Origin of the sequence: Streptomyces sp. NPDC017993 (assembly GCF_044328065.1) — a bacterium.
GTDB lineage: Bacteria > Actinomycetota > Actinomycetes > Streptomycetales > Streptomycetaceae > Streptomyces.
Map to the genome: position 1 here is coordinate 116,159 of NZ_JBIRGO010000006.1, position 21,967 is coordinate 138,125.

The 21,967-nt window shown below is 69.6% G+C and carries 22 protein-coding genes and 1 riboswitch; of the genes, 13 read left to right on the top strand and 9 right to left on the bottom strand.

The window, feature by feature from the left end; all coding sequences use genetic code 11:
* Positions 1–4 precede the first annotated feature (4 nt).
* The 10 genes from cbiQ to ACH4FH_RS12485 all read left to right on the top strand — a co-directional run bounded on the left by cbiQ (position 5) and on the right by ACH4FH_RS12485 (position 8,828).
* Positions 5–754 (top strand): cobalt ECF transporter T component CbiQ, encoded by a 750-nt coding sequence (gene cbiQ, locus ACH4FH_RS12440; RefSeq protein ID WP_398555754.1) that lies wholly within the window; start codon positions 5–7, stop codon positions 752–754.
* Positions 751–1,617: an energy-coupling factor ABC transporter ATP-binding protein gene (locus ACH4FH_RS12445; RefSeq protein ID WP_398555755.1), complete on the top strand. Its 867-nt coding sequence runs from the start codon at positions 751–753 to the stop codon at positions 1,615–1,617. The genes cbiQ and ACH4FH_RS12445 overlap by 4 nt, the downstream gene beginning before the upstream one ends.
* Entirely contained in the window at positions 1,610–1,963 is a 354-nt protein-coding gene (locus ACH4FH_RS12450) for a hypothetical protein (RefSeq protein ID WP_398555756.1), read from the top strand. The genes ACH4FH_RS12445 and ACH4FH_RS12450 overlap by 8 nt, the downstream gene beginning before the upstream one ends.
* A gap of 416 nt (positions 1,964–2,379) precedes the next feature.
* Positions 2,380–3,498 (top strand): PP2C family protein-serine/threonine phosphatase, encoded by a 1,119-nt coding sequence (locus tag ACH4FH_RS12455; RefSeq protein ID WP_398555757.1) that lies wholly within the window; start codon positions 2,380–2,382, stop codon positions 3,496–3,498.
* A gap of 93 nt (positions 3,499–3,591) precedes the next feature.
* Positions 3,592–4,518: an SDR family oxidoreductase gene (locus tag ACH4FH_RS12460; protein WP_398555758.1), complete on the top strand. Its 927-nt coding sequence runs from the start codon at positions 3,592–3,594 to the stop codon at positions 4,516–4,518.
* Positions 4,519–4,990: 472 nt separating this feature from the next.
* Complete coding sequence (locus ACH4FH_RS12465) at positions 4,991–5,236, top strand: hypothetical protein (RefSeq protein WP_398555759.1); 246 nt, start codon at positions 4,991–4,993, stop codon at positions 5,234–5,236.
* Positions 5,223–5,702: a Clp protease N-terminal domain-containing protein gene (locus ACH4FH_RS12470; protein WP_398555760.1), complete on the top strand. Its 480-nt coding sequence runs from the start codon at positions 5,223–5,225 to the stop codon at positions 5,700–5,702. The genes ACH4FH_RS12465 and ACH4FH_RS12470 overlap by 14 nt, the downstream gene beginning before the upstream one ends.
* Before the next feature lie 95 nt (positions 5,703–5,797).
* The gene (locus ACH4FH_RS12475; protein WP_398555761.1) at positions 5,798–6,883 is read left to right on the top strand and encodes a serine hydrolase domain-containing protein; all 1,086 of its coding nucleotides are present in this window, start codon (positions 5,798–5,800) and stop codon (positions 6,881–6,883) included.
* A gap of 199 nt (positions 6,884–7,082) precedes the next feature.
* Positions 7,083–8,192, top strand: a complete 1,110-nt coding sequence (locus ACH4FH_RS12480; protein ID WP_398555762.1) for a hypothetical protein — start codon at positions 7,083–7,085, stop codon at positions 8,190–8,192.
* A gap of 63 nt (positions 8,193–8,255) precedes the next feature.
* Positions 8,256–8,828 carry a GNAT family N-acetyltransferase gene (locus ACH4FH_RS12485; protein ID WP_398555763.1) on the top strand — a complete coding sequence of 191 codons (573 nt, stop codon included), beginning with the start codon at positions 8,256–8,258 and terminating at the stop codon, positions 8,826–8,828.
* 264 nt (positions 8,829–9,092) lie between these two features.
* On the opposite strand, the gene ACH4FH_RS12490 is transcribed toward ACH4FH_RS12485, so the two are convergent.
* From ACH4FH_RS12490 to ACH4FH_RS12530, 9 genes are all read right to left on the bottom strand, one after another.
* Complete coding sequence (locus ACH4FH_RS12490; protein ID WP_398555764.1) at positions 9,093–10,220, bottom strand: LLM class flavin-dependent oxidoreductase; 1,128 nt, start codon at positions 10,218–10,220, stop codon at positions 9,093–9,095.
* Positions 10,221–10,230: 10 nt separating this feature from the next.
* Positions 10,231–11,328, bottom strand: a complete 1,098-nt coding sequence (locus ACH4FH_RS12495; protein WP_398555765.1) for an LLM class flavin-dependent oxidoreductase — start codon at positions 11,326–11,328, stop codon at positions 10,231–10,233.
* Positions 11,325–12,701 carry an NtaA/DmoA family FMN-dependent monooxygenase gene (locus ACH4FH_RS12500; protein ID WP_398555766.1) on the bottom strand — a complete coding sequence of 459 codons (1,377 nt, stop codon included), beginning with the start codon at positions 12,699–12,701 and terminating at the stop codon, positions 11,325–11,327. The genes ACH4FH_RS12495 and ACH4FH_RS12500 overlap by 4 nt, the downstream gene beginning before the upstream one ends.
* 18 nt (positions 12,702–12,719) lie before the next feature.
* Positions 12,720–13,967, bottom strand: a complete 1,248-nt coding sequence (locus ACH4FH_RS12505) for an LLM class flavin-dependent oxidoreductase (RefSeq protein ID WP_398555767.1) — start codon at positions 13,965–13,967, stop codon at positions 12,720–12,722.
* 74 nt (positions 13,968–14,041) lie between these two features.
* Positions 14,042–14,158, bottom strand: a complete 117-nt coding sequence (locus ACH4FH_RS12510) for a putative leader peptide (protein WP_398555768.1) — start codon at positions 14,156–14,158, stop codon at positions 14,042–14,044.
* Positions 14,159–14,198: 40 nt separating this feature from the next.
* On the bottom strand, positions 14,199–14,951 hold the full coding sequence (locus ACH4FH_RS12515; RefSeq protein WP_398555769.1) for a GNAT family N-acetyltransferase: 753 nt from the start codon (positions 14,949–14,951) through the stop codon (positions 14,199–14,201).
* Positions 14,952–15,099: 148 nt separating this feature from the next.
* Positions 15,100–16,125, bottom strand: coding sequence for an ABC transporter substrate-binding protein (locus ACH4FH_RS12520; RefSeq protein ID WP_398555770.1), 1,026 nt, complete (start codon positions 16,123–16,125; stop codon positions 15,100–15,102).
* Between the two features lie 90 nt (positions 16,126–16,215).
* Positions 16,216–17,046 (bottom strand): amino acid ABC transporter ATP-binding protein, encoded by an 831-nt coding sequence (locus tag ACH4FH_RS12525; RefSeq protein ID WP_398555771.1) that lies wholly within the window; start codon positions 17,044–17,046, stop codon positions 16,216–16,218.
* Positions 17,043–18,053, bottom strand: coding sequence for an amino acid ABC transporter permease (locus tag ACH4FH_RS12530; RefSeq protein ID WP_398555772.1), 1,011 nt, complete (start codon positions 18,051–18,053; stop codon positions 17,043–17,045). The genes ACH4FH_RS12525 and ACH4FH_RS12530 overlap by 4 nt, the downstream gene beginning before the upstream one ends.
* A gap of 370 nt (positions 18,054–18,423) precedes the next feature.
* Positions 18,424–18,532: riboswitch (SAM riboswitch) on the bottom strand.
* Positions 18,533–19,382: 850 nt separating this feature from the next.
* Here ACH4FH_RS12530 and ACH4FH_RS12535 point away from each other — a divergent pair.
* The 3 genes from ACH4FH_RS12535 (at position 19,383) to ACH4FH_RS12545 (ending at position 21,967) form a co-directional block, all read left to right on the top strand.
* Positions 19,383–19,523 (top strand): hypothetical protein, encoded by a 141-nt coding sequence (locus tag ACH4FH_RS12535; RefSeq protein WP_398555773.1) that lies wholly within the window; start codon positions 19,383–19,385, stop codon positions 19,521–19,523.
* Positions 19,520–20,842 (top strand): MFS transporter, encoded by a 1,323-nt coding sequence (locus tag ACH4FH_RS12540; RefSeq protein WP_398555774.1) that lies wholly within the window; start codon positions 19,520–19,522, stop codon positions 20,840–20,842. The genes ACH4FH_RS12535 and ACH4FH_RS12540 overlap by 4 nt, the downstream gene beginning before the upstream one ends.
* A gap of 93 nt (positions 20,843–20,935) precedes the next feature.
* Positions 20,936–21,967: an NAD(P)-dependent alcohol dehydrogenase gene (locus tag ACH4FH_RS12545; RefSeq protein WP_398555775.1), complete on the top strand. Its 1,032-nt coding sequence runs from the start codon at positions 20,936–20,938 to the stop codon at positions 21,965–21,967.

The following is a 21,967-nucleotide window of genomic DNA, read 5'->3' on the forward strand; positions in this document are numbered from 1 at the left end:
CCCCGTGCTGCCGATCGACGCGGCGGCGCACAGCAGTCGCTGGCGCCGCCGCCATCCCGTGGACAAGGCCGTGCTCGGTCTCGGACTCACCGTGCTGGCGATCTCGCTGCCGCCCTGGCCCGGCGCCGCCCTGGTGCTCGTTGCCGCCCTCACCGTGCTGCTGGGCCCGGCGGGCGTATCCGGCCGTCGTCTGTGGCGCGCGTACCGGGTGCCCCTGGGTTTCTGCGTCACCGGTGCCGCCACCCTGATCATCCAGGTCGGCGGGCCCGAAGGGTTCGTGACCCTCGCCGACGGCGGGCCGGTCCGCGCCGGGCAATTGCTGCTGCGCACCTCGGCCGCGTCGCTCGGCGTCCTGCTGTTCGCCTTCACCACCCCGATGTCCGACCTGTTGCCCCGCCTGGTGAAGGCGGGGGTGCCCGCTCCGGTCGTGGACGTGGCCCTGGTGACGTACCGCATGAGCTTCCTGCTGTTGGACTCGGTGCGCCGGATCCGGGACGCCCAGGCGGCCCGGCTCGGGCACACCACCCGGGCGGCCACCTGGCGTTCGCTTGCCGGGCTCGGCTCCACCGCGTTCGTACGCGCCTTCGATCGGGCGGCGCGGCTCCAGACCGGACTCGCCGGGCGCGGGTACGACGGCACCCTGCGGGTCCTGGTGCCCGAGGCCCGCGTCTCCGCCCGCTTCGTGGTCGGCAGCATCGCGCTGCTCGTGGCCGTCGCCGCCCTCACCTTCGTCCTGGAAAGGCCGCTGTCATGAGCGAACCCGCGCTGGTCGCCCTGCGGGGCGCGTCCTTCGCTTACGAGGACGGCCCGGCCGTGCTCAAGGGACTCGACTTCGATGTGTGCGAAGGCCGTGCTCTCGCCCTGCTCGGCCGCAACGGCAGCGGCAAGACCACGCTGATGCGGCTTCTCAGCGGCGGGCTGCGGCCGCGCGACGGTCAGTTGACGGTCCAGGGGCTCCCGGTCACGTACGACCGCAAGGGGCTGACCCGGTTGCGTACGACGGTCCAGCTGGTGGTGCAGGACCCGGACGACCAGTTGTTCGCCGCGTCCGTGGCCCAGGACGTGTCGTTCGGTCCCCTGAACCTCGGCCTGCCCGATGGTGAGGTGCGGTCCCGGGTGGACGAGGCGCTCGCCGCCCTGGACATCAGCGCCCTGGCGGACCGGCCCACCCATCTCCTCTCCTACGGACAGCGCAAGCGGACCGCGATCGCGGGCGCGGTCGCGATGCGGCCCCAGGTGCTGATCCTCGACGAGCCGACCGCCGGACTCGACCCGGACGGCCAGGAACGACTGCTCGCCGCCCTCGACGCCCTTCGGGACGGCGGAACCACCGTGGTGATGGCCACCCATGACGTGGACCTCGCCCTGCGCTGGGCCGACGACGCCGCTCTCCTCACCCCGGCAGGTGTGCGGGCCGGCCCCGCGCCCGCGATGCTGGCCCGCACGGATCTGCTGCGGGAGGCGGGGCTGCGGCTGCCGTGGGGCATCGCGACCGCCCAACTGCTGCGTGCGCACGGGCTGCTGGACGAGAGGACTCCCGGTCCCCGTACCGCCGAAGAGCTCGCCGCAGCCTTCGCCTCGTCCGCCGCCGTAGAACGGACCCCGGCCGATGGCTGACGCGCCTCGGGCACAGCCGGTGGTGGTCGACGGGCAGGAGCTGGTCGCCGTCTCCGGCGAGGACTTCGCGCGGTTACTGGCCATCCGCCGTCAGGTCGGCGGACAGAGCGCCCGGATCAGGGCACTGACGACCACGTTGGGGGACCTGCTGGGGACGCTGGACGTCATCGACGGGCGGCTCACCGAGGTGAACGCGGTCCACGCCTGCGCGAGTGGTGACTGCGCGGTGTGCGCCGCACTCGCCAGGCTGTCCGAGGAGGTGCGGGAGGCCCGGCGGGCCGCTGCGGCGCGGGGCCGGGTTCCCGAGGACCGTTCCCTGCGCGACCTGAGGGGACGTACATCGTGACCCGCAGGTTCCGGTCCGGACCGGCGGTCTGATCGTCCGCGGAGCCTCGTCGTGCGGCGCCGGGGCCGGCAGTCTCGCCGCGGGCACGTGTCGCGCGCTGTTCCGGGCGAGCACCCCACGAGAAACTCAGCCAAGGGTCCAAGGCGCACGCGGACCGGATGCCATGCCCACTCGCTGACGGGGGTTTCCCTGCGCCGCTGGCACCGCTGGCACCGCTGGCACCGCTGGCACCGCTGGCACCGCTGGCACCGGCCGAGCCCATGCCCGTCCGCCGGGAAGGGGCCAGTGCCGCACATCCAGCGATGCGGCACGTACCCATACGGCCGTACCCATACGGCGGCTCCACGACTGCAGCCGTAATCCCGCCCGAGGATGCTTGAGCATGTCGTCCGCCACGACAGAGTGGGAGCGGGTACGTGAGGGCACCGAGCACGGGGCGCACCACCTTCAGACGCTGGTGGCTGCGCCACCTCCAGCTGCTGCCCGTCATCGTGCTCGCCGCAGGCGCCCTCATCGACTACCAGACCTCTCCGCATTTCAGCGGAGAGGCCTTCTACACCGCCGCGCCGATGACCGCCGCCGCACTGCTCTCGCTGCGCGCGACGATTCTGGCGGGCCTCAGCGCCTGTGCCATCGACTTCGCGCTGCTCACCCACTTCGGCTTCATAGGGGGTTCCGGTGGGCGGAGCGAGCTGGCCGCGGTCGCGACCGTCTCGGCCTTCGCCATCGTCGTCAACCGCCTCATGTACTACAGCAAGGTGCGCCTGGAGGCCGCACGCAGAGTCTCCCTCGCCGTGCAGCGCGCCGTACTGCCGCAGCTGCCGGCCGCGATCGGGCCCCTGCGGCTCGCCGTGCGCTACCAGGCAGCGGTGAAAGACGCACAGATCGGCGGTGACCTCTACAGCGCGCAGGACACCCCGTACGGCGTGCGCTGCCTGGTCGGCGATGTCCGGGGCAAGGGCATGGAGGCGGTCAAGGTGGTGGACGTAGCCATGGGGGCGTTCCGGGAGGCCGCCGAGGAGGAATCCACGCTCGCCGGGATCGCAGGCAGGATGGAGCGGGCACTGCAACGGGAAAAGGCGCGGCGGACGGGCCCCGAGCGGACCGAGGGGTTCGTCACCGGCGTGCTCGTGGAGATCCCGCACTGCGGCGACGAATTGCGCCTGGTCAACCGCGGCCACCCCGCGCCCCTGCTGCTCCATGCCGGACAGGTGCGCAGCGCGGACCCCTCCGAGCCGGCCCTGCCCCTGGGACTGGCGGACTTGGGCGCCGACCAGGAGCGGACCGACACCCTGCCGTTCCCTCCGGGGGCGACTCTCCTGCTGTACACCGATGGCCTGACCGAAGCGCGGAACCGCGCCGGCGACTTCTACAGCCCCGGCGCCGGGCTGGCCGAGCGTGACTTCGACGGACCGGACGCGCTGCTCGACACGCTGCTCGCCGAGGTGAGCCGCCACGCCGACGGCCGCATCACCGACGACATGGCACTGCTCGCGGTCACCCGGGACAGCGCCTGCGCTCAGGAACGCACGTAGTTCGCAGATGCGCCTGAGCCTTCGTCGTGACACAACGGCACACCGCGCGGAGCGCCGTGTACCGCTTCGCGGGAGGTCTGCGATAGTCGAGAGATGGTGTGGTTGCCGGACCCTGAGGCGTTGCGAGGGAAGGTTGCCGTCGTAGCGGGAGCGACGCGGGGCGCAGGACGTGGCTTCGCCGCTGCGCTCGGCGAAGCAGGTGCGACCGTGTTCTGCACAGGTCGCAGCAGTGTGCGGGGCTCGGGAGGGTCCGACTACGACCGCCCGGAGACGATCGAGGAGACGGCGGAGCTGGTCACGCGACTCGGCGGCACCGGAATCGCGGTCCAGGTCGATCACCTCGACTCCGATCAGGTTCGCCGCCTGGCCGAGCGTATTCGCGGCGAATACGGCCGTATCGACATCCTGATCAACGACATCTGGGGCGCTGAACGCCTCAAAGGCGGGCCGGCGGACTGGAACACTCCGATCTGGCGGCACCGTCTCGATGACGGCCTGCGGATTCTCCGGCTGGGTCTGGACACCCACCTGATCACCTCCCATCACCTCCTCCCCCTGCTGATCGAGGAACCGGGCGGCCTGCTCGTCGAAGTGACCGACGGAACAGCGGAATTCAATGCGTCGTCGTACCGGATCTCGGTGTTCTACGACTTGGCGAAGACCGCGGTGAACCGGCTGGCGTTTTCGCAAGGGCACGAACTGCAGCCGTTCGGAGCGACCGCGGTCGCCCTCACGCCCGGCTGGCTTCGTTCGGAGATGATGCTGGACAACTTCGGTGTCCGCGAGGAGAACTGGCGCGAGGCACTGAATCCGCACCGGGAGGACGGCTCGCCGACCGCACCGGCAGGGTTCGCCCGGTCGGAGTCACCACGCTATGTCGGCCGGGCGGCGGCAGCCTTGGCCGCGGACCCTGAACGGGGCCGGTGGAACCAGCAGTCGGTCAGCTCCGCTGAGCTGGCGAGGGAATACGGCTTCACCGACATCGACGGCAGCCGGCCGGACAGCTGGCGCGACCTGTGAGGGCACGCTGTAGACCTCGGACGATGCTGTCGCGGACGGGCGTCCTCGGTCGCTTCGGGGCTCGGTCGTGGTGATGGTCTGCTCGGCCCTGTCCTGTCCCCCGTGGGAAGGCGCCCGGGAAGTCAGCCCGCTGCGAGGAGGCTGAGGACCGCCCGCTGGTAGACGGCGTGGACCCGCGGTAGTTCCGCGAGGTGGGCGCGTTCGTCGATGCCGTGCCGCGGCCACGCCCACCGAGAGCCGAATTCGACGGAACAAAGCGGCACGTGGTGTGGGCTGAGCAGGGCTGCGCTGAGCCTCCTCCGGTCTCGGCGCAGCCCATCGCACCTGATCCTCCTCAACCGCGGCGCCCCCGGACTCACCGTGGCCCCCCTCCTGCCCCACCGTCTGCCCGCGCCGCGGCACTGCCTCCCTGCCGCTCGCGCTGAGCAACTTGCGTTGACTAATCTCGGATTAGTCAACTACGGTTGCTTGCATGTCCGGTGTGGAAAGTCCCGTTCCCTCAGAGCCCGGTGACGCATTGGCGGCTGTTGTCGCGCTGCGGCGCTTGGCCGATCAGCTGGAGGGTGCCGCCGTCGAGCAAGCCATGCGAGCGGGGTGGAGTTGGCCGCAGGTCGCTGAGGCGCTCGGCGTCACGCGCCAAGCGGTCCACAAGAAACACGCCAAGCGGCTCATCGCCGCAGGAGTGAAGCTCAGGAGGCGCGACGATGACCGTCTTTGACAGGTACCTGCACGCGATCACGGTGCGGGGAGAACACGAAGCCCGTGAGGACCGATCGGCGACGATCGAGGCACACCATCTACTGCTGGCGATCGCTGCCGAGCAGGAAAGCACCACCTGCCAGGCCCTGGCCTCGGCCGGCCTCGATCACCAAGCGCTGCGCGAGGCATTGGACCGGGAGTTCGAGCACAGCCTGAGCTTGGTGGGAGTGTCTCGGAACGCCCATGACGTACCCCGGCCCGGCAAGGCCCTGGAGCCACCCAAGATGGGCGCCTCCGCCAAGCTCGCCTTGGAACGGAGCTTCTCTTCCGTTGCTCGCAAGAAGGAACTGCGGCCTGCGCATCTGCTGCTCGGAATCCTGCAGGCTCAGGCCGGCACCGTGCCTCGCGCTCTCGCTCTGGCAGGCATCGATCCGGCCGACTTGGCGCTCAACGTACGGCAGACACTTACCGATTCGAACGAGTGACGAACGGGACGGGAGGCGCCGCCTCGTTGCCCCTTGGCCTGTTGTCCCTTGGCCCGTTGTCCCTTGCCCCTTGTCCCGACACCAGGAGAGCCCACATGAATCACAGCGACCACGCGGCCGTTCAGCGCTTACTCGACCGGGCCGTGGCCCAAGGCTGCCTTCCCGGCATACTCGCCGAGGTCCGCGACGGCGATCAGCGATGGTTCGGCACGGCAGGGGTGGCCGACACCGCAACCGCGCGCGAGCGCTCTGCGCAGGACCGGTTCCGCATCGGCAGCATCACCAAGACGTTCGTGGCCACCGTGATGCTGCAACTTGTAGCCGAGGGCACGCTGAGCCTGGACGACCCCGTGGACAAGTGGCTGCCGGACTTGGTCCACGGCCACGACGGCGGCAAGGTCACTTGCAGGCAGCTGCTCAACCACACCAGCGGGATCTTCAACTACACCGAAGACCGGGACGCACTGAACCGTCATGAGACCCACACCCCTGAGTTGCTCGTGCGGATCGCCACCTCCCATCCGGTCACTTTCCCCCCGGGTACGGGCTGGGGCTACTCCAACACCAACTACGTCCTCGCGGGTCTGATCACCGAACGGGCCACCGGCCGGGCGCTCGCCGAGGAGATCGACCAGCGGATCAGCCGCCCGCTCGGCCTGGCCGGGACGTATCTGCCGCACGGCAGCGACCCGTCCATCCGTGGACCACACTCCCGGCATTACACAAAGATGTTCCGACCCGAGCCCGACGCCCCGGTCTTCGACGTCACGGAGCTCGACCCTTCCCTGTTCTGGGCGGCCGGCGGCATGATTTCCACCGCCGCGGATCTCAACCGGTTCTTCGGCGCGCTGCTGGGCGGCCAAGTGGTGGCAGCGGCCCAGCAACGCGACATGTTCTCCACCGTTCCGACCCACGAATGGCTTCCCGATGCCGCCTACGGTCTCGGCGTCTCCTCGCTGAGGCTGCCCTGCGGCGCGACGGTCTGGGGCATGGGCGGAGCCCTTTTCGGCTCGTGGTCCTACTCCTACGGCACCCGCGACGGCGAGCACATGGTCACCACCAACGTCAACGGTGACTGGGTCGACGATGACAGTGGCTGGGACGACCCGATCGGCGTCTTCACCGACCTGCTGCAGGCGAAGTTCAGCCCGGACGATTTCCTTACGTTGCACCTCCCCTGACGGTGCGTCGAGCGCCCTCCCTGCCGCATGTTCTGCCGTGGATATACCGATTGCGGCGCAGGTGAGAGATGGCTCTGGTGGTCCACCGACCCTCCCCCTTACCCGTCACCCTCCCCCGCGGCGTCACATGATCGGCGGGACGAATCCCAAGTGGGCAAATCCGCGCTACGCGGTGGCCGGAATGTGTGAGGGTGCTGTCATGAGCAACGCAATACGACACACCCTCCGGGGGTTCGCGGAGACCTTGGTCCGGCTGGGCATCGCGACGGAGGAGCAGGCCGCAGCCGGACTGGCGGAGGCTGCCGACATCGACATGGACCTCGACGAGGAATTCGAGGACACCGAGGAGTTGACCTTCCTCATCGGCGAATGCGGCATCGGCTTCCAGACGCCCGAAAAGGTGAGTGGCTATCTGGAGGAGGGGTACGCGGAGCTGCTGCATGAGGCGGCGGCATGCACGGGCGGCTCGGTGGTGGTCGATGACGTCGAGCTGGTGAGGGTCGGGGAGGACGAGTTCCTGCACTTCCGGCGCAATGGCCGGTCGATCTGGCACCGCACGGATCACCTCTCGGACAGCACCCGTTACATGGATTGGAACGTCGCCTTCGACGCCATCTGCGCCCTCGTGCCCGGCAACGACGATCAACGGGCCTTCTACCAGCTGGACGAGGACTCCTATGACGCCTGGTGGCTCCTGCTGACGCCTGACCAGGCCGAGGGCCTACGGGAGTTCGGCCTGCCGATGCCGGTGGACCTCGGCAACTGGGTGCGCGACGGGATCCCCACGGCGGAACCCGAGACCCTCGCGTGGTACATGGAGGACGACCGCCTGCAGGCGAGCGAGGAGTCCCGTCGATGTCTTGACGAGTGGCTGGCCCCCATGGACGCCGCACTGGACCGGTGGCGGACGGGCCGGCTGCCCGACGACTTCCCCTTCGACTACTCCCTGGACTCGCTCTCGGCGCTGGAACAGCTTGTGCTGGACCGCTTCGATGGCCCCGCAGCGCTGAAGGCGGCTCCCGTCGACGAGTTCTTCGAGGGCGCGGTCAGGTACGTCGGCGAGACCGCGCTGCGGCTCTGGCCGTGCCGCTGGACGTACCGGCACTCCGACGACGACTCGTCGGCGTTCACCAACGAGCCGATGATCACTGCCAACGCCCCGCGCGGTTTCTCAGGGGGCTTCTCTCCCGACCACGAACTGCGGACCCTCGTGAAAAGCCGCACTCCGCGCGGCATGCGGGACCGTATGGCGTCGATCGAGGAAGGAGTCGAGGAGTACCGCGAGGTGCTCCGCGCCCGGACCCGGTAGGGCCGATGTGCCGCACGCGGAATCCGAGTGCGGCCCGCCCTTCTCACGTGATACTCCCCTGTCATGGACGACCTTGTGACAGCGCGGCTCGTGCTTCATCCGATGGACGCCGAGGAAGCGGAGCGGGTACTGACCGGCCATCCGGATGACACGGCACGATGGGCGCCCGGTTACCCCGCCGCGGGCGACGCGTCCGCAGCCAGACGGTTCCTGCGCACCTGTGCGGAAACCGGCGATCCCCGACCGTTCGGCACCTACGAAATCCGTCGGCGCGAGGACGGGCACACCATCGGTGGCGTGGACTTCCATGGAACGCCGGACGCGGACGGCAAGGTCACGATCGGCTACGGCCTCATCCCGTCGGCGCACGGCAAGGGATACGCCTCCGAAGCCCTCCGCGCCCTGCTGGCGTTCGCGCGCGTCCAGGGCATCACCAGCGTGGAAGGCGACACCGGCCACGACAACCTCGCGTCCCAACACGTCATGAGCGCCGTCGGCATGCGAGTGATCGCGGAAGACGAACGCCTGAAGTACTACAAGATCGCCTGGGACGACACGGGGGAGATTGCTGACCCACACTCCAGACCGCGCGATGCGGCTCGGCGGTGTCCTGGGGGTGCACCCGGATGGACTTGACGGCCACCTCGACGTTCAGGCTCAGGGCCCGGCCCGCCCCACCTCGCCCATGCCCCCCGCCGCCCAGACGATCGACCAGCTCGTACCGGTCGGCGATGACCGTGCCAGGTTCAACGTGTGCCGCCAAGTCCTCAGACCCGCCCCCGAGTTCCGACACTGCGCCCTACCGACGGCACATGGTGAGCGGTGGATACGCCCTCGGAAGCCGTAATGGCCTGACCGGAGTGCCCGCCCAGTCCCTCGTGCTCGCCTTGTGGGCGGGCCTCAGCGGCGTTGCCATTCCTCGGCCAACAGTTGGTAGGAGCGCACCCGGTCGGCGTGGCCGTGAGTGATGGTGGTGATCAGCAACTCGTCCGCGCCGGTGGCCTCCTGGAGCTGTTCGAGCTGGTCGGCAACCTGTGGTGGGGAGCCCACGAACTGGGTGTCCACGCGGTCCGCGACCAGTTCCCGGTCCGCGTCGGTCCAGGAGTGGGCGCGGGCCTGTTCGGGCGTGGGGAACTCGATGGCCCCCTCGGCGGTGCGGATGCTGCGGACCCACAGGCCGTAGCCGGTGGCCAGTTCGCGGGCGGTCGCGTCGTCCTCGGCCACGACGACGTCGGCCGAGACGCTGACATGGGGCTTGTCGAGGACCCCGGACGGCTGGAACGCGGCGCGGTAGCTCTCCGCGGCCTCCAGCACCGTGGCCGGGCTGACGTGGTAGTTGGCGGCGAAGCGGAGACCGTTGCGGCCGGCGACCTCGGCGCTCTGCCCGCCACTGCTGCCCAGGATCCAGACCTGTACGTCGGCGCCTTCGCCCGGTACGACGTGTGCCTCGACGCCGTCCGCGGACCGGTAGGTGCCGGCCAGCAGCGCGAGGATGTCGTCGATCTGCTCGCCGTAGTCCTGCGCCTCGGCCTTCGGCTGCTGGAGCAGTGTGCGGTGCAGCGCGACCCGAGGCGAGCCCAGCAGATGCGCGAAGGAGAAGCGGGGCGGGATGCGCAGACCGTTCGGGGCGCGGCCGTCGACGACCGGGGTCGCGGTCGGCAGCGGGGCGGTGGGCTGCGCGGGCGGGCGACCGCCGGAGCGGCCCAGCCCCAGGTCGAGCCGCCCGGGGTGCAGGGCGTCGATCAGACCGAACTCCTCGACGGTGGACAGGGCGGTGCGGTGGCCGAGCTGCACCGCCCCCGAGCCGAGCCGGATCGTCGAGGTGGCGGAGGCGGTCAGGGCCAGCACCACGGCGGGAGAGGTGCCGGCCACGCCCGGGTTGAGGTGGTGTTCCGCGAACCAGTAGCGGGTGTAGCCGAACCGCTCGGCCTGCCGGGCGAGGTCGATGGAGCGGTGCAGCGCCTCGGCGGCGTTCGAGCCGGACGAGATCGGGACCAGGTCGAGAATTCCCAGAGGTATGCCGGACACAGGTCGCTCCTCAGCGGTCGGCGGACGGGGGGACGGCCTCAAGCGGGGGCTTGGCCAGGACCGGGCCCCATGGGAACGGCGGATCGGGGATCTCCCTGCGCAGGACGGGCGCGATGTCGGACTGGAACAGTTCGAGCGAGTCACGGTGCCCCTTGTCGCTGAGCCCGCTCGCGTCCGCGTGCAGATGCAGGACGGTGTGCCCGAACTGCTCGTGGTAGCGGTGCACCTTCTCGATGATCTGCTGGGGGCTGCCGATCAGCGCGGAGCTACGCTCGACGAAGTCCTCCAGCGTCGGGAAGACCGGCTCCGCGCCGAGCCGCTTCTGGAGGGCCAACTGCCCTTCGAAAACGGGCCGGTAGGCGGCGATCGCCTCCTGCGAGGTGGGGGCCGCGTAGTAGCCCGCGGTGCCGGCGCCGACGGCGATGGCGGCCGGGTCGTGGCCGTAGTGCTCCCAGCGCTGTCGGTAGTAGCGGATCAACTCGGCGTACGGCTCCATGGGGTGGGTGACGTTCGCGGAGAAGAGCGGATCGCCGTAGCGGGCGGCGAGATCGACCGACTTCTTGCTCGTCGCGCTGCCGTGCCAGACCCGGACCGGCTGCTGGAACGGCCGCGGCCACACCTCCGCCTCGGTCAGCTCCGGGCGGAACCGCGTCGCCGCCGTCACCTTGTCCTGGCGCCAGATCTGCCGGAACACCTCGTAGCTCTCGGCGTTGCGGTCCCACTGGTCCTCGGTCGTGACGTGGAACAGCTCACGCTGCGCGGTGCCGTTGCCCTTCCCCACGATCAACTCCAGGCGCCCGCCGGAGAGATGGTCCAGCGTCGCGTAGTCCTCGTACGCGCGCACCGGGTCGAGGAGGCTGAGCGTGGTGACCGCCGTGAACAGCCGGATCCGTGAGGTGAGCGCGGCGAGGTGGCTCAGCACGACGGGCGGCGAGGAGGAGATGAACGGTCGCTCGTGCCGCTCCCCCACCCCGAAGCCGTCGAAGCCCAGCTCCTCGGCGAGCAACGCGTTGTCGATCACCTCGCGGAAGCGGTCGTGGGTCGCCTTCCGCACCCCGGTCACCGGGTGGGGTGCGTGCACGATCAGGGTGATGGCCAGGAACTTCATGAGGCCACCCGGACGTCGGACGCCTTGGTGTCCGGGTGCGCGAGCCCGAGGTGATCGCGCAGGGTGGTGCCCTCGTACTCCGTACGGAAGACTCCGCGCTCCTGGAGCAGCGGGACCACGGTGTCGGCGAAGCCGTCGAGGCCACCGGGGGTGAGGTGCGGGACGAGGATGAAGCCGTCGGAGGCGTCCGCCTGGACGAAGTCGTTGATCGTCTCGGCGATGGTGGCCGGGGAGCCCACGAAGGACTGGCGGTTGCCGGTCTCGATGACCAGGTCGCGGATCGACCAGTTGTTGGCGGCGGCGCGCTCGCGCCACTCGCGGGCGGTGGCCAGCGGGTCGCGGTACATGCGCACCTGGGCGCGGCCGCGGGCGATGGTGTGCTCGCCGAGGTCCGGATCGATGTCGGGCAGCGGGCCGTCCGGGTCGTACGCGGACAGGTCGCGGTTCCAGACGAACTCCAGGTGCTTGATCGCGGTGGCGCCGCTGACCTGCCGGCGGCGTACCTCACGGGCGGCTTCCTGCGCCTCGGCGTCGGTGTCGCCGAGGACGAAGGTCGCGGCGGGCAGGATCAGCAGCTGGTCGTGCCCACGGCCGTACTTGGCGAGGCGGCCCTTGACGTCGGTGTAGAACTCCTGGCCCTCCTTGAGGGTGCTGTACCGGCTGAAGATCGCGTCGGCGCCGGCGGCGGCGAACTCCCGCCCCTCGTCGGAGTCGCCGGCCTGGAAGATCACCGGACGGCCCTGCGGGCTGCGCGGCACGTTGAACTGTCCCTCGATCTCGAAGTGCTGCCCCTTGTGCACGAAGGCCCCGGCCTGCGCGTCCCGGAGGAAGGTGCCGGACTGCTGGTCGGCGACTACCTCCTCGCCGCTCCAGGAGTCGAGGAGCTCGTGGGTGGTGGCCAGGAACTCCTTGGCCCGGGAGTAGCGCTCCTCCTGCGGCAGGAAGCCGCCGCGCCGGAAGTTCTCGCCGGTGAAGGCGTCCCAGGAGGTGACGACGTTCCAGGCGGCACGCCCGTCGGAGAGGTGGTCCAGGCTCGCGAACTGGCGGGCCACCTCGTAGGGCTCGTTGAAGGTGGAGTTGATGGTGCCGGTCAGTCCGAGACGTTCGGTGACGGCGGCGAGCGCGGTGAGGATCGTGAACGTGTCCGGACGGCCTACGACGTCCAAGTCATAGATTTCTCCGCCCTGTTCACGCAGTCGCAGTCCCTCGGCGAGGAACAGGAAGTCGAACTTGGCCCGCTCGGCGGTCCGCGCGAAGTGCGCGAAGGAGCTGAACTCGATGTGACTGCCGGCCTCGGGGGCGCTCCACACGGTGGTGTTGTTGACGCCGGGGAAGTGGGCGGCCAGATGGATCTGCTTCAGGGGCTTGCTCATGTCGTACGGTCCTCCGGCTCAGGCGGTGACGGCGTCGGCCGCCGCGGCGGCGTAGCGGTTAGCGGGGCGGGCGAGTCCGAGCAGGCCGCGCAGGGTGTCGGCCTCGTACGCGCGCCGGAAGACGCCCCGGCGCTGGAGTTCGGGGACCAGGCCCCGGGTGATCTGCGGGAGTTCGTGGCCGACGACGGCGGGGCGCAGGCGGAACCCGGCCAGGCCGGCCTCTCCCAACTCCTGTAGCAGATCTGCGAGTTGGGCAGACGTGCCGGTGAAGATAGGGGCGTCGCTCGTATACCGGTGACCGGCGAGGTCGTCGAGGCGTTCGCGTCGGGCCACGGCCTTGGCGGCGTCGTCGTCCAGGAAGACCACCAGGTCTCCGAAGAGGTGCAGCGGCTCGTCCGCCCGGCCGGCAGCGGTCTGCTCGGCGCGGATCTCCGCGACGATTTCGCGAGCCTGGGCGGTGTCGTGCGGGGTGAGGTATCCGAGGTCCGCGGAGCGGGCCACCAGCCGGTAGGCAGCGGACCGGTGGGCGAGAGCGCTGACGATCGGCTGCCCCTGGGGCGGCCGCGGAGTGATGGACGGGCCCCTGACGCTGAAGTGCCTGCCCTCGAAGTCGATGTAGTGAAGCTTGTCGCGGTCGACGAAGCGGCCGGTGGCGACGTCCCGGATCTCCGCGTCGTCCTCCCAGCTGTCCCAGAGCCGGCGCACCACCTCGACGTGGTCGGCGGCCTCGTCGAAGAGATCGGTGACCAGCTCCTGCCCGGCCGGGGTGTCGAGGTCCTCGACGCGCAGCGGCGGGAACGTACGGCGTCCGAAGTGCTCGGCCTCGTTCCGGCGGGCCGTCACCTGCACGCGCAGACCCGCGCGGCCGCTGCTCACATAGTCGAGGGTCGCGATCGCCTTCGATATGTGAAACGGCTCCGTGTGAGTGGCCACCACGGTCGGCACGATGCCTATGTGCCGGGTCAGCGGGGCGGTGCGGGCGGCGATGAGCACGGCGTCCAGGCGGCCTCGCACCTGGTCGGTGCGCCCGTCGGCCCCGGAGAAGTCCGAGGACTGGAGCCCGAGCCCGTCCTCGATCGTCACGAAGTCGAGCAAACCGCGCTCGGCCTCGGTGACGAGATCGGCCCAGTAGCCGGCGGTGAGCAGGTCCCGGGGCCGGGACACGGGCTCGCGCCAGGCTGCCGGGTGCCATCCGGCGCCGTCGAGGGCGACGGCGAGGTGCAGTGCGGAGGGCGAAGCGGGCAGGGAAGAGGGTGATGAGGCCACGAGGGAGTGCCTTCCTGATCGACCGTACGAGAGAGCAGGCCCTCACCGAGTGGGTCGGGCCGCGAGGTAACAGGTCAGGAGCAACAGAGGGCGCCGGCCACGCGGCGCAGGTCGATGTGGGGCCGCGAGTACAGATGCACGGGGCGGCGCGGGGCGAGCTTCGGGACACGGAGACGCGCTGCACGAATCATCCGCGGTCACCTCCGCCCTTCCGGCTCGACATCTTCAGGGTCAACGGTCCGACGCCTCGGTCTGTTCCGTCCGCTCGTCGCGGATGCGCACCAGCAGCCATTGCGAGCGACGGCGCAGGGTGAACCCGATCGACTCGTAGAGCCGGATCGCGTGAGTGTTGTCGGCGGCGGCGTGCAGGAAGGGCGTTTCGCCGCGTTCCCTGATGCCCGCCGCGACCGCGCGGACCAGCCGGGTGGCCAGGCCCCGGCCCCGGTGGTCCGGGTGGGTGCAGACCGCGCTGATCTCCGTCCAGCCGGGTGGGCGCAGCCGCTCGCCGGCCATCGCGATCAGTCGTCCGTCGTCGTCCCGGATGCCGAGGTAGGTGCCGAGTTCGACGGTGCGCGGCAGAAAGGGACCCGGCTGGGTCTCGGCGACCAACTGAAGGATCTGCGGTACGTCGTCGAGCCCGAGCCGGACCGCTTCGGGGGCGGGTTCGGCGTACAGCGAGGTGTCGATCAGCTGCACGCCATGGCCGCGCCCCACGATCTCCCAGCCGTCCGGCACGGCCTCGGCCCCCGAGACGGGAGCGACGGTGCCGGGCCCGACGAGCGCGGCCAGGTCGGCCCAGGCATCCGGGTCGGACGGGTCGGCGAGGGCGGTGAACGGGGATACGTCGAGGGCGTAGCGGGCGGCGTGGCCGACGCGTTCGGCGAAGGAGGCGTGCGGGCCGGTCAGCGCGGCCCAGGCTGCGTTGTCCAGGACGTGCGGTTCGGCGGGGCTGTGCGACGGGGTGGGAAGGACACTGGTGGACATGGTGTTCCGGTATCTCTGTGGCTTGGGCCCGACCTGATGCCGGCGGGCCGGTGTTCCAGGGGGACTCCGCCGCCGGTCGGCGTGGCGGCGGAGTCGCTGGGCGCGCGAGGCGAGCTGGGGGTTCCCCGGCCGAAGGCCGGCGGGTGGGTCAGGAGTTGTCGGTCGGCAGGCCGGGCGGGTTGACCTCGGACTTGGCGACGGCCTCGTTGGAGAGGTTCCAGGCGGCCAGCCACTTGGCGTACTGACCGTTCTTGATCAGGTGGTTGATGGCATCCGCGACCGGCTCGGCAAGGCCGCTGTCCTTCTTCGCGGTCGCCGCGATCAGGCCCTGGAGCGACGCGCCGGCGCCGGAGTAAGTGCCCGCGATGCGGGTCGGGTTGGGGGTCTTCGCCACCCGGGTGGTGTGGTAGGAGAGCGAGGGGTTGGGGCCGAAGTAGGCGTCGATCCGCCCGCTGCTCAGCGCCAGGTAGGTGCTGTTGCTTTCCTGGAAGTGCTTGACGGTGAGCTTCTTGCCCTCCTTCTCCAGCTTGGCCTTCCACTCCAGCAGGACCTTCTCCTGGTTGGTGCCGGCGCCGACCGCGACGGTCTTCCCCGCGAGACCCTTGTAATCGCCGTCGAACTTCCACTTGCTCGCCTTGGCCACCTCGAAGGCGAGGTTGTCCTGCCGGTAGGAGGCGAACTCGTACTTCTTCTTGCGCTCTTCGGTATCGGTGACGTTGGAGACTGCGAGGTTGACCTTGCCGCTGTCGACACCTACGAAGAGGTTTTCCCAAGTGAAGTTCTTCAGCTCCGGCTCGAGGCCGAGCACCGCGGCCACCAGCCGGCCGAAGTCGGGTTCGGAGCCGGTGAGGGTCTTCTGGTCGTCGCCCACGTAGGTCAGTGGAGCGGAGCCCGAGGGCAGGGCACCGACACCGATCACCAGCTTGCCGCTCTTGGCCACGGAGGCGGGCAGCTTGGCGCTGATGGACTTCACCTCGGACACCTTGAGCTCGGTCTCCTTGGCGGCCCCGTTGGAGACCGCACCGACGGTGACGGTTCCGTCCGCGGCGCTGTCGGGGTGGGTGGACGCGTCGCTGTCGCCCCCGCACGCGGCGAGCCCGGCGGCGAGGGAGGCGACGGCGGTTCCCGCGGTGAGACCTCGGAGGAGTCGGCTGCGAAGGCTGAGGGGAGGCATGGCTGTCCTTATTCGGTATGCGCTGAGGGCGTGGTGAAGGTGTGGGGGACGCGGACCCGGCGGGCCGCGGGCTCGGGGCGAGCGGCGGGATCAGAGCACCTTGCTCAGGAAGTCCCTGGTCCGCTCGTGCTTGGGGTGGTCGAGTACCTCTGAGGGCGGGCCCTGTTCGACGATCCGGCCGCCGTCCATGAAGACCACGCGGTCGGCGACCTCGCGAGCGAAGCCGATCTCGTGGGTGACGACGACCAGGGTGGTGCCGCTGGTGGCCAGATCCTTGATGACGGCCAACACCTCGCCGACGAGTTCGGGGTCGAGCGCGGAGGTGGGTTCGTCGAAGAGGATGACTCCGGGACGCAAGGCCAGAGCGCGGGCGATGGCCACGCGCTGCTGCTGGCCGCCGGACAACTGCCGCGGGTAGGCACCGGTCCGGTCGGCGAGCCCCACCCTGCCGAGGAGTTCGCGCGCCAGGTCCCGGGCCTCCGGCCTGCTCAGCCTGCCGGTCGCGGCCGGGGCGGCGGCCACGTTGTCCAGCACGGTGAGGTGCGGGAAGAGATTGAAATTCTGGAAGACGAACCCGATACGGCTGCGCTGCGTCAGGATGACCCGTTCGCTCAGCTCCTTCAGGCGCTCGCCGTGGCGGCGTACGCCGATCAGCTCGCCGTTGACGCTGACATGGCCGATCTCGGGCTTCTCCAGGTGGTTGATCACCCGCAGCAGCGTGGATTTGCCGGAGCCGGACGGCCCCAGGATGACGGTCACTTCGCCCGGCCGTACGGTCAACTCGACGCCGTCGAGGACCTGGTGGGCGCCGTACCACTTGTGCACGTCATGCACTTCGACGGTGGCGGGGCTCGTCGCGAGGATCTCGGCGGTCCTGGTGGGCGTGGCGGCCCGGGCGGTGTTGGTGGTCTCGGTGCTCATACGGCGGTCTCCCTGCGTATGCGGGCCCGCAGGTCGCTCAGACCGGCCCGCAGCTTCTGCAACGGGGTCGGCGGCAGGCTGCGCGTGGCGCCCCGGGCGTAATACCGCTCGACGTAGAACTGGACGATGGACACGAGACTCGTGAGGATCAGGTACCAGACGGTGGCGACGAGCAGCAACGGCACGATGTCGCCGGGGTAGGTGGCACCCATGCTCTGCGCGGAGCCGAACAGGTCCAGCAGCGACACATAGAACACCAGCGAGGTGCTCTTGATCAGGCCGATCAGCTGGTTGACGTAGTTCGGGGTGATGGAGCGCAGGGCCTGCGGAAAGACGATCTTCGTGAACTGGTAGCCCTTCGGCAGGCCGAGCGCGGCCGACGCCTCGTGCTGCCCCTGGTCGACGGAGAGGAGGCCGCCGCGGACGACCTCCGCCGCATAGGCCGCCTCGTTGAGGCTGAGGCCGATGACGGCGACGACCATGTCGGTGGCGAGCCGTGACTCGTCGAAGGTGAAGAAGGCGGGACCGAAAGGCACCCCCAGGCTGAGCGTCTTGTAGAGGGCGCTGAAGTTGTAGAGAAACAGCAGCACGACGATCAGCGGCACCGAGCGGAGCAGCCAGACGTAGGTCCAGCTGATCGCGCGCAGCACCGGACTCCCGGAGAGCCGGGCCAGCGCGAGCAGAACACCGCCGACCAGCCCCAACACCGCGCTGTATGCCGCCACTTCGAGGGTGACCCACAGGCCGTCGAGGATCGTGGGACGCACGAACCAGTACAGGAAACGGTCCCACTGGTAGAAGGGGTTGGTGATCAGCCCGTGCACGATCTGGGCGACCAGCACCAGCACGATCGCCGTGGCGATCCACCGGCCGGGGCGCCGCAGCGGAAGCACCCGCTGCGGCGCCGGCGGCCGAGGCGGTTCGGCCGGGGAGGGCTCGGGGCGGGGTACCGCCTCGATGGGGGGTGCTGAGCCGGAGGACACAGCAGAGCCGACACGTTCACTCATGGAGGACTCCAGCAGGTATGGACACCCCCGGCCGCCAAGGCGACAACGGCACGGTGCGGAGACACGGCTCGGCACGCGCCGCAGCGCACGGGAGCGAGCGGTACGGGGGCAGGGAGATCAGTGCGCAACCAACGGCCGGGCCCTCGGGGCGTCAGAGCGTCAGTTGCGTCAGAACGTCAGCGTTTCAGCAGCTGTCCGCGGACGAGCTGTGGCGGACGGTACGACAGGAAGCGCTACACAGCGCACTGTTGACGCGGAGCAGATCGACCGGACGGTTCACGGACGTCACGACGCGACCGTAGCGCCGCCATGCGGCCATCTCCGGAGCTGCGTACATCGCCGTCACCCACACCCAAGTCCGCCCCGCGGGGCCTCGCGCTTACCGAAATTCGTCCGGTCCGGTCGTCACCTGGGGCACCCCACCGCGATGCGAGGGTTGCCGGCCAGCCAGCCAGGGCTTGTCGCTGACACTCATGACCGAGATGCGCCGTAAGTTAGACAGGCCGCGGAGGGGATGTCAACGCCGCCGACCGGAGGCTGAGACGGAAGGGCCGGACACCTCGCCTCGGTCTGCGAACGCGATGTTTCGGTCGTGCGAACAGCGGGGCCTACGCGGTGACACCCGCGACCGACCGTGTGAGCATGTGCGGAGAGATCGGCGGAGGAAGCCCAGCCGACGAAGTCGCCCTGCCGGCCGAAGGAGCACGCGTGAGCTTGTGCAGCCCTCGCCCTGCCTTGACGGCTCTCCCCGCGGCGTCCCTGTGGGTCATCGCCGCGACCGGCACCCGGACCCAGATCACCAACATCCCTACCTGGTCTGCCAGTTGCCTTTGCGAGTGCTCTCACTGACACAGCGCTCGCGGGACGACTTCATGCCGAGGCGTCCAGGTGACGGCCCGGCAGCGCTCGGCTCGACGAGCTCGGCCATCGACGGCTTCGCCGCTGCTTCCTGCAGCCTGCCGCATACGCCTGGAGCTGAGGCTCGATAGCGGGTACGCACCCGCGAGAGGTGTGCGCAGCCACGTCAGCCGGCAGCGGCGCTCAGGCTCGGCGCGGCTGCATTACCTCAGCAGGCGCGAGTAGGGCCGTCCCGGCAGACAGTGCACGCGGCACTCCCCCAGCCCGGCCCTGCCGGGCTCCACCTCGCCGAACGGTTCCCTCCGCGAGGATCCAGGCGATCCAGCCGACCGCTCTCCCCCACCCTCCCCTAACGCTTCCTGTGATTCGCGAGCCAAGATTTCACACATTTAATGAGATGTAAACGCTTGCGGCACCGTAACTTCATGGCTACTGTCCACGTCAATCCACGAGGAAGTGAGGAGCAAGCTCTTGCGTGCAGACGTAGCCGGCGGCCTCGACCCGCTTACCCGCGACATCACCGCGCTCGACGAGTTCACCGGGGTCGAAGCCCCCGTCAAGAGCACCGGCCGGAAGATACCCATCGCGTCGGCGGGAGTGACACAGGCATGAGCACACCCACAGAGACCCCGCACCGGCGGCATCCGATCGACAGGATCGGCATCCCCAAGCCGCTCGTCTGGGGCTACGTCGGCCTGTTGTTCTTCATGATCGGTGACGGTGTCGAGACGAGCTATCTGTCGAAGTTCTTCGGGACCGATCTGGGCTTTTCCGAGACCGGCGCCGGCGCGATCATCACCGTCTACGGCGTCACCGCGGCGATCGCCTCGTTCCTGGGAGCCGGCCTGCTGTCCGACAGATGGGGCCCGCGACGGGTGATGGCGATCGGCGCCGGCGCCTGGGTGGTCTTCCACATCCTGATGCTGACGGTGGCCATCCCGGCCGAGAGCTACAGCCTCGTCATGATCACCTACGGTGTGCGCGGCTTCGGCTACCCGATGTTCGCCTACGGCTTTCTTTCCTGGATCATGGCGGTGGCACCCAAGGACCATCAGAGCAAGGCCGTCGGCTGGTTCTGGTTCGCCTACAGCTCCGGCTACCCCATCATCGGCTCTTTCCTGTTCGCCGCGGCCATGCCGATGATCGGTTTCTACTCCACTCTGTGGCTCTCTTTGGCCATGGTCGCCGCGGGCTCCCTCATCGTGTCGCTCCTGCTGCGCGAGCGCACCGGCTTCACGGGCCTGGCGCCCGGTCGCGACGCCCGTACGGAGCTGCTGGGCACCTTCAAGATTCTCTTCGAGAAGCCCAAACTCGGGGTCAGCTTGATCATCCGGCTGATCAACACCACGCCCTCCTTCGGTATGTGGGTCTTCATGCCGTTCTTCGTCAGGGACCTCGGGTTCAGCGACGGGGAATGGAACACCCTGCTAGTGATCATGATGGTCACGAACCTGGGCGCCCTCCTGGTCTTCGGTGTGCTCGGAGACAACTGGAGCGGCCGCAAGACCTGCGCCCTGTTCGGTGGAGTGCTCGGGGCCATCGGGTGCCTGCTGTGCTACTACCTGCCCGCAGCAGCCGGTTACGACTTCCCGGTGGCCGCCATCGCGGTCGCCGTCTACGGAGCCGGCCTGGCGGGCTACGTTCCCCTGCCGGCCATGATGATCGCTCAGGCACCGGACCGCAGAGGCCAGGTGATGGGCGTCTACACGCTCGGCGCGGGTCTGAGCGTCGCTGTCGGCCCGCTCATCGGAACCGTCTCCTACAGCTCGTTCGGATTCCAGGGCCTGATGTGGATCTACGCAGGTCTGCTCCTCGTCAACGCGGTGCTCTGCCTGTACGTCACCTCACCCGACGACGGCATGCGACCCGAATCCCACACCCCGACCGCGGGAAGCCACACGGAGAATCCGGCCTCGGGAACCCTCGCCTGATCGTCCTCCTCGCCGCTCCCCCACCGCCCGATCGCACCTGGCTGCCGAGGTGGACTCACCTCCAGCCCGCTCCTGAAAGGCCGCACCCCCGCCATGTTCCCCACGCCCACCACCATGCGCGCCGCCGTACTCCACGGCCCCGAGCAGCTCGTCATCGAGGAACGCCCGGTCCCCTCTCCCGGGCCACGCCAGGTCCTCGTCCGTATCGACGCGGTCGGCACCTGCGGTTCCGATGTGCACTACTACCGCCACGGCCGGATCGGCGACTTCGTCATGACCAAGCCGATGATCCTCGGTCACGAGCCCGCCGGCACCGTCGTGGCCTGTGGCCCCGGCGCGGACAGGCACAGTGTGGGCCGGCGGGTCTCCATCGAGCCCGGTACCCCTTGCGGCTCCTGCGCCGAGTGCCGCCTCGGCCGGTACAACCTCTGCCCCGAGATGGTCTTCTACGCCACCCCTCCGGTGGACGGAGTCTTCTGCGAGTACGCGGCGGTGCACGAGGAGTTCGCGCACGCGGTGCCCGACTCGCTGAGCGACGAGGCGGCCGCACTCCTCGAACCGCTCTCGGTGGGCGTGTGGTCCTGCCGCAAGGCCCGGGTCGCCCCGGGCGACCGGGTCCTGGTCACCGGCGCCGGGCCCGTCGGCCTCATCGCCGCCCAGACCGCTCTGGCGTTCGGGGCCTCCGAGGTAGTGGTCACCGACATCGTCCCCCACCGCCTGGAACTCGCCCGGGAATTCGGCGCCACCGCCGTGAACGTCTCGCAGACCCCGATGGCCGAGCTCGGCTTCACCCCCGACGTCCTTCTGGAGTGCAGCGGCATCCCCGGCGCCATCAACGAGGCGATCCGCACGCTGGCCCGGGCCGGTCGCGCGGTGCTGATCGGTATGGGCGGCGATGAGGTTCCCCTGCCATTGGCCAAGGTCCAGAGCCACGAGCTGGAGATCACGGGTACCTTCCGCTACGCCAACACCTGGCCCGCGGCAATCGCCCTGGCAGCCTCCGGCCGAGTCCGGCTCGACCCGCTTGCCACCCACGGCTACGGCCTGGAAGAGGCCGAGAAGGCGCTCACGGTCGGGCCCCGGGACCCCACCGCGGTCAAGAGCGTGGTCTACCCGCAGAAGTGA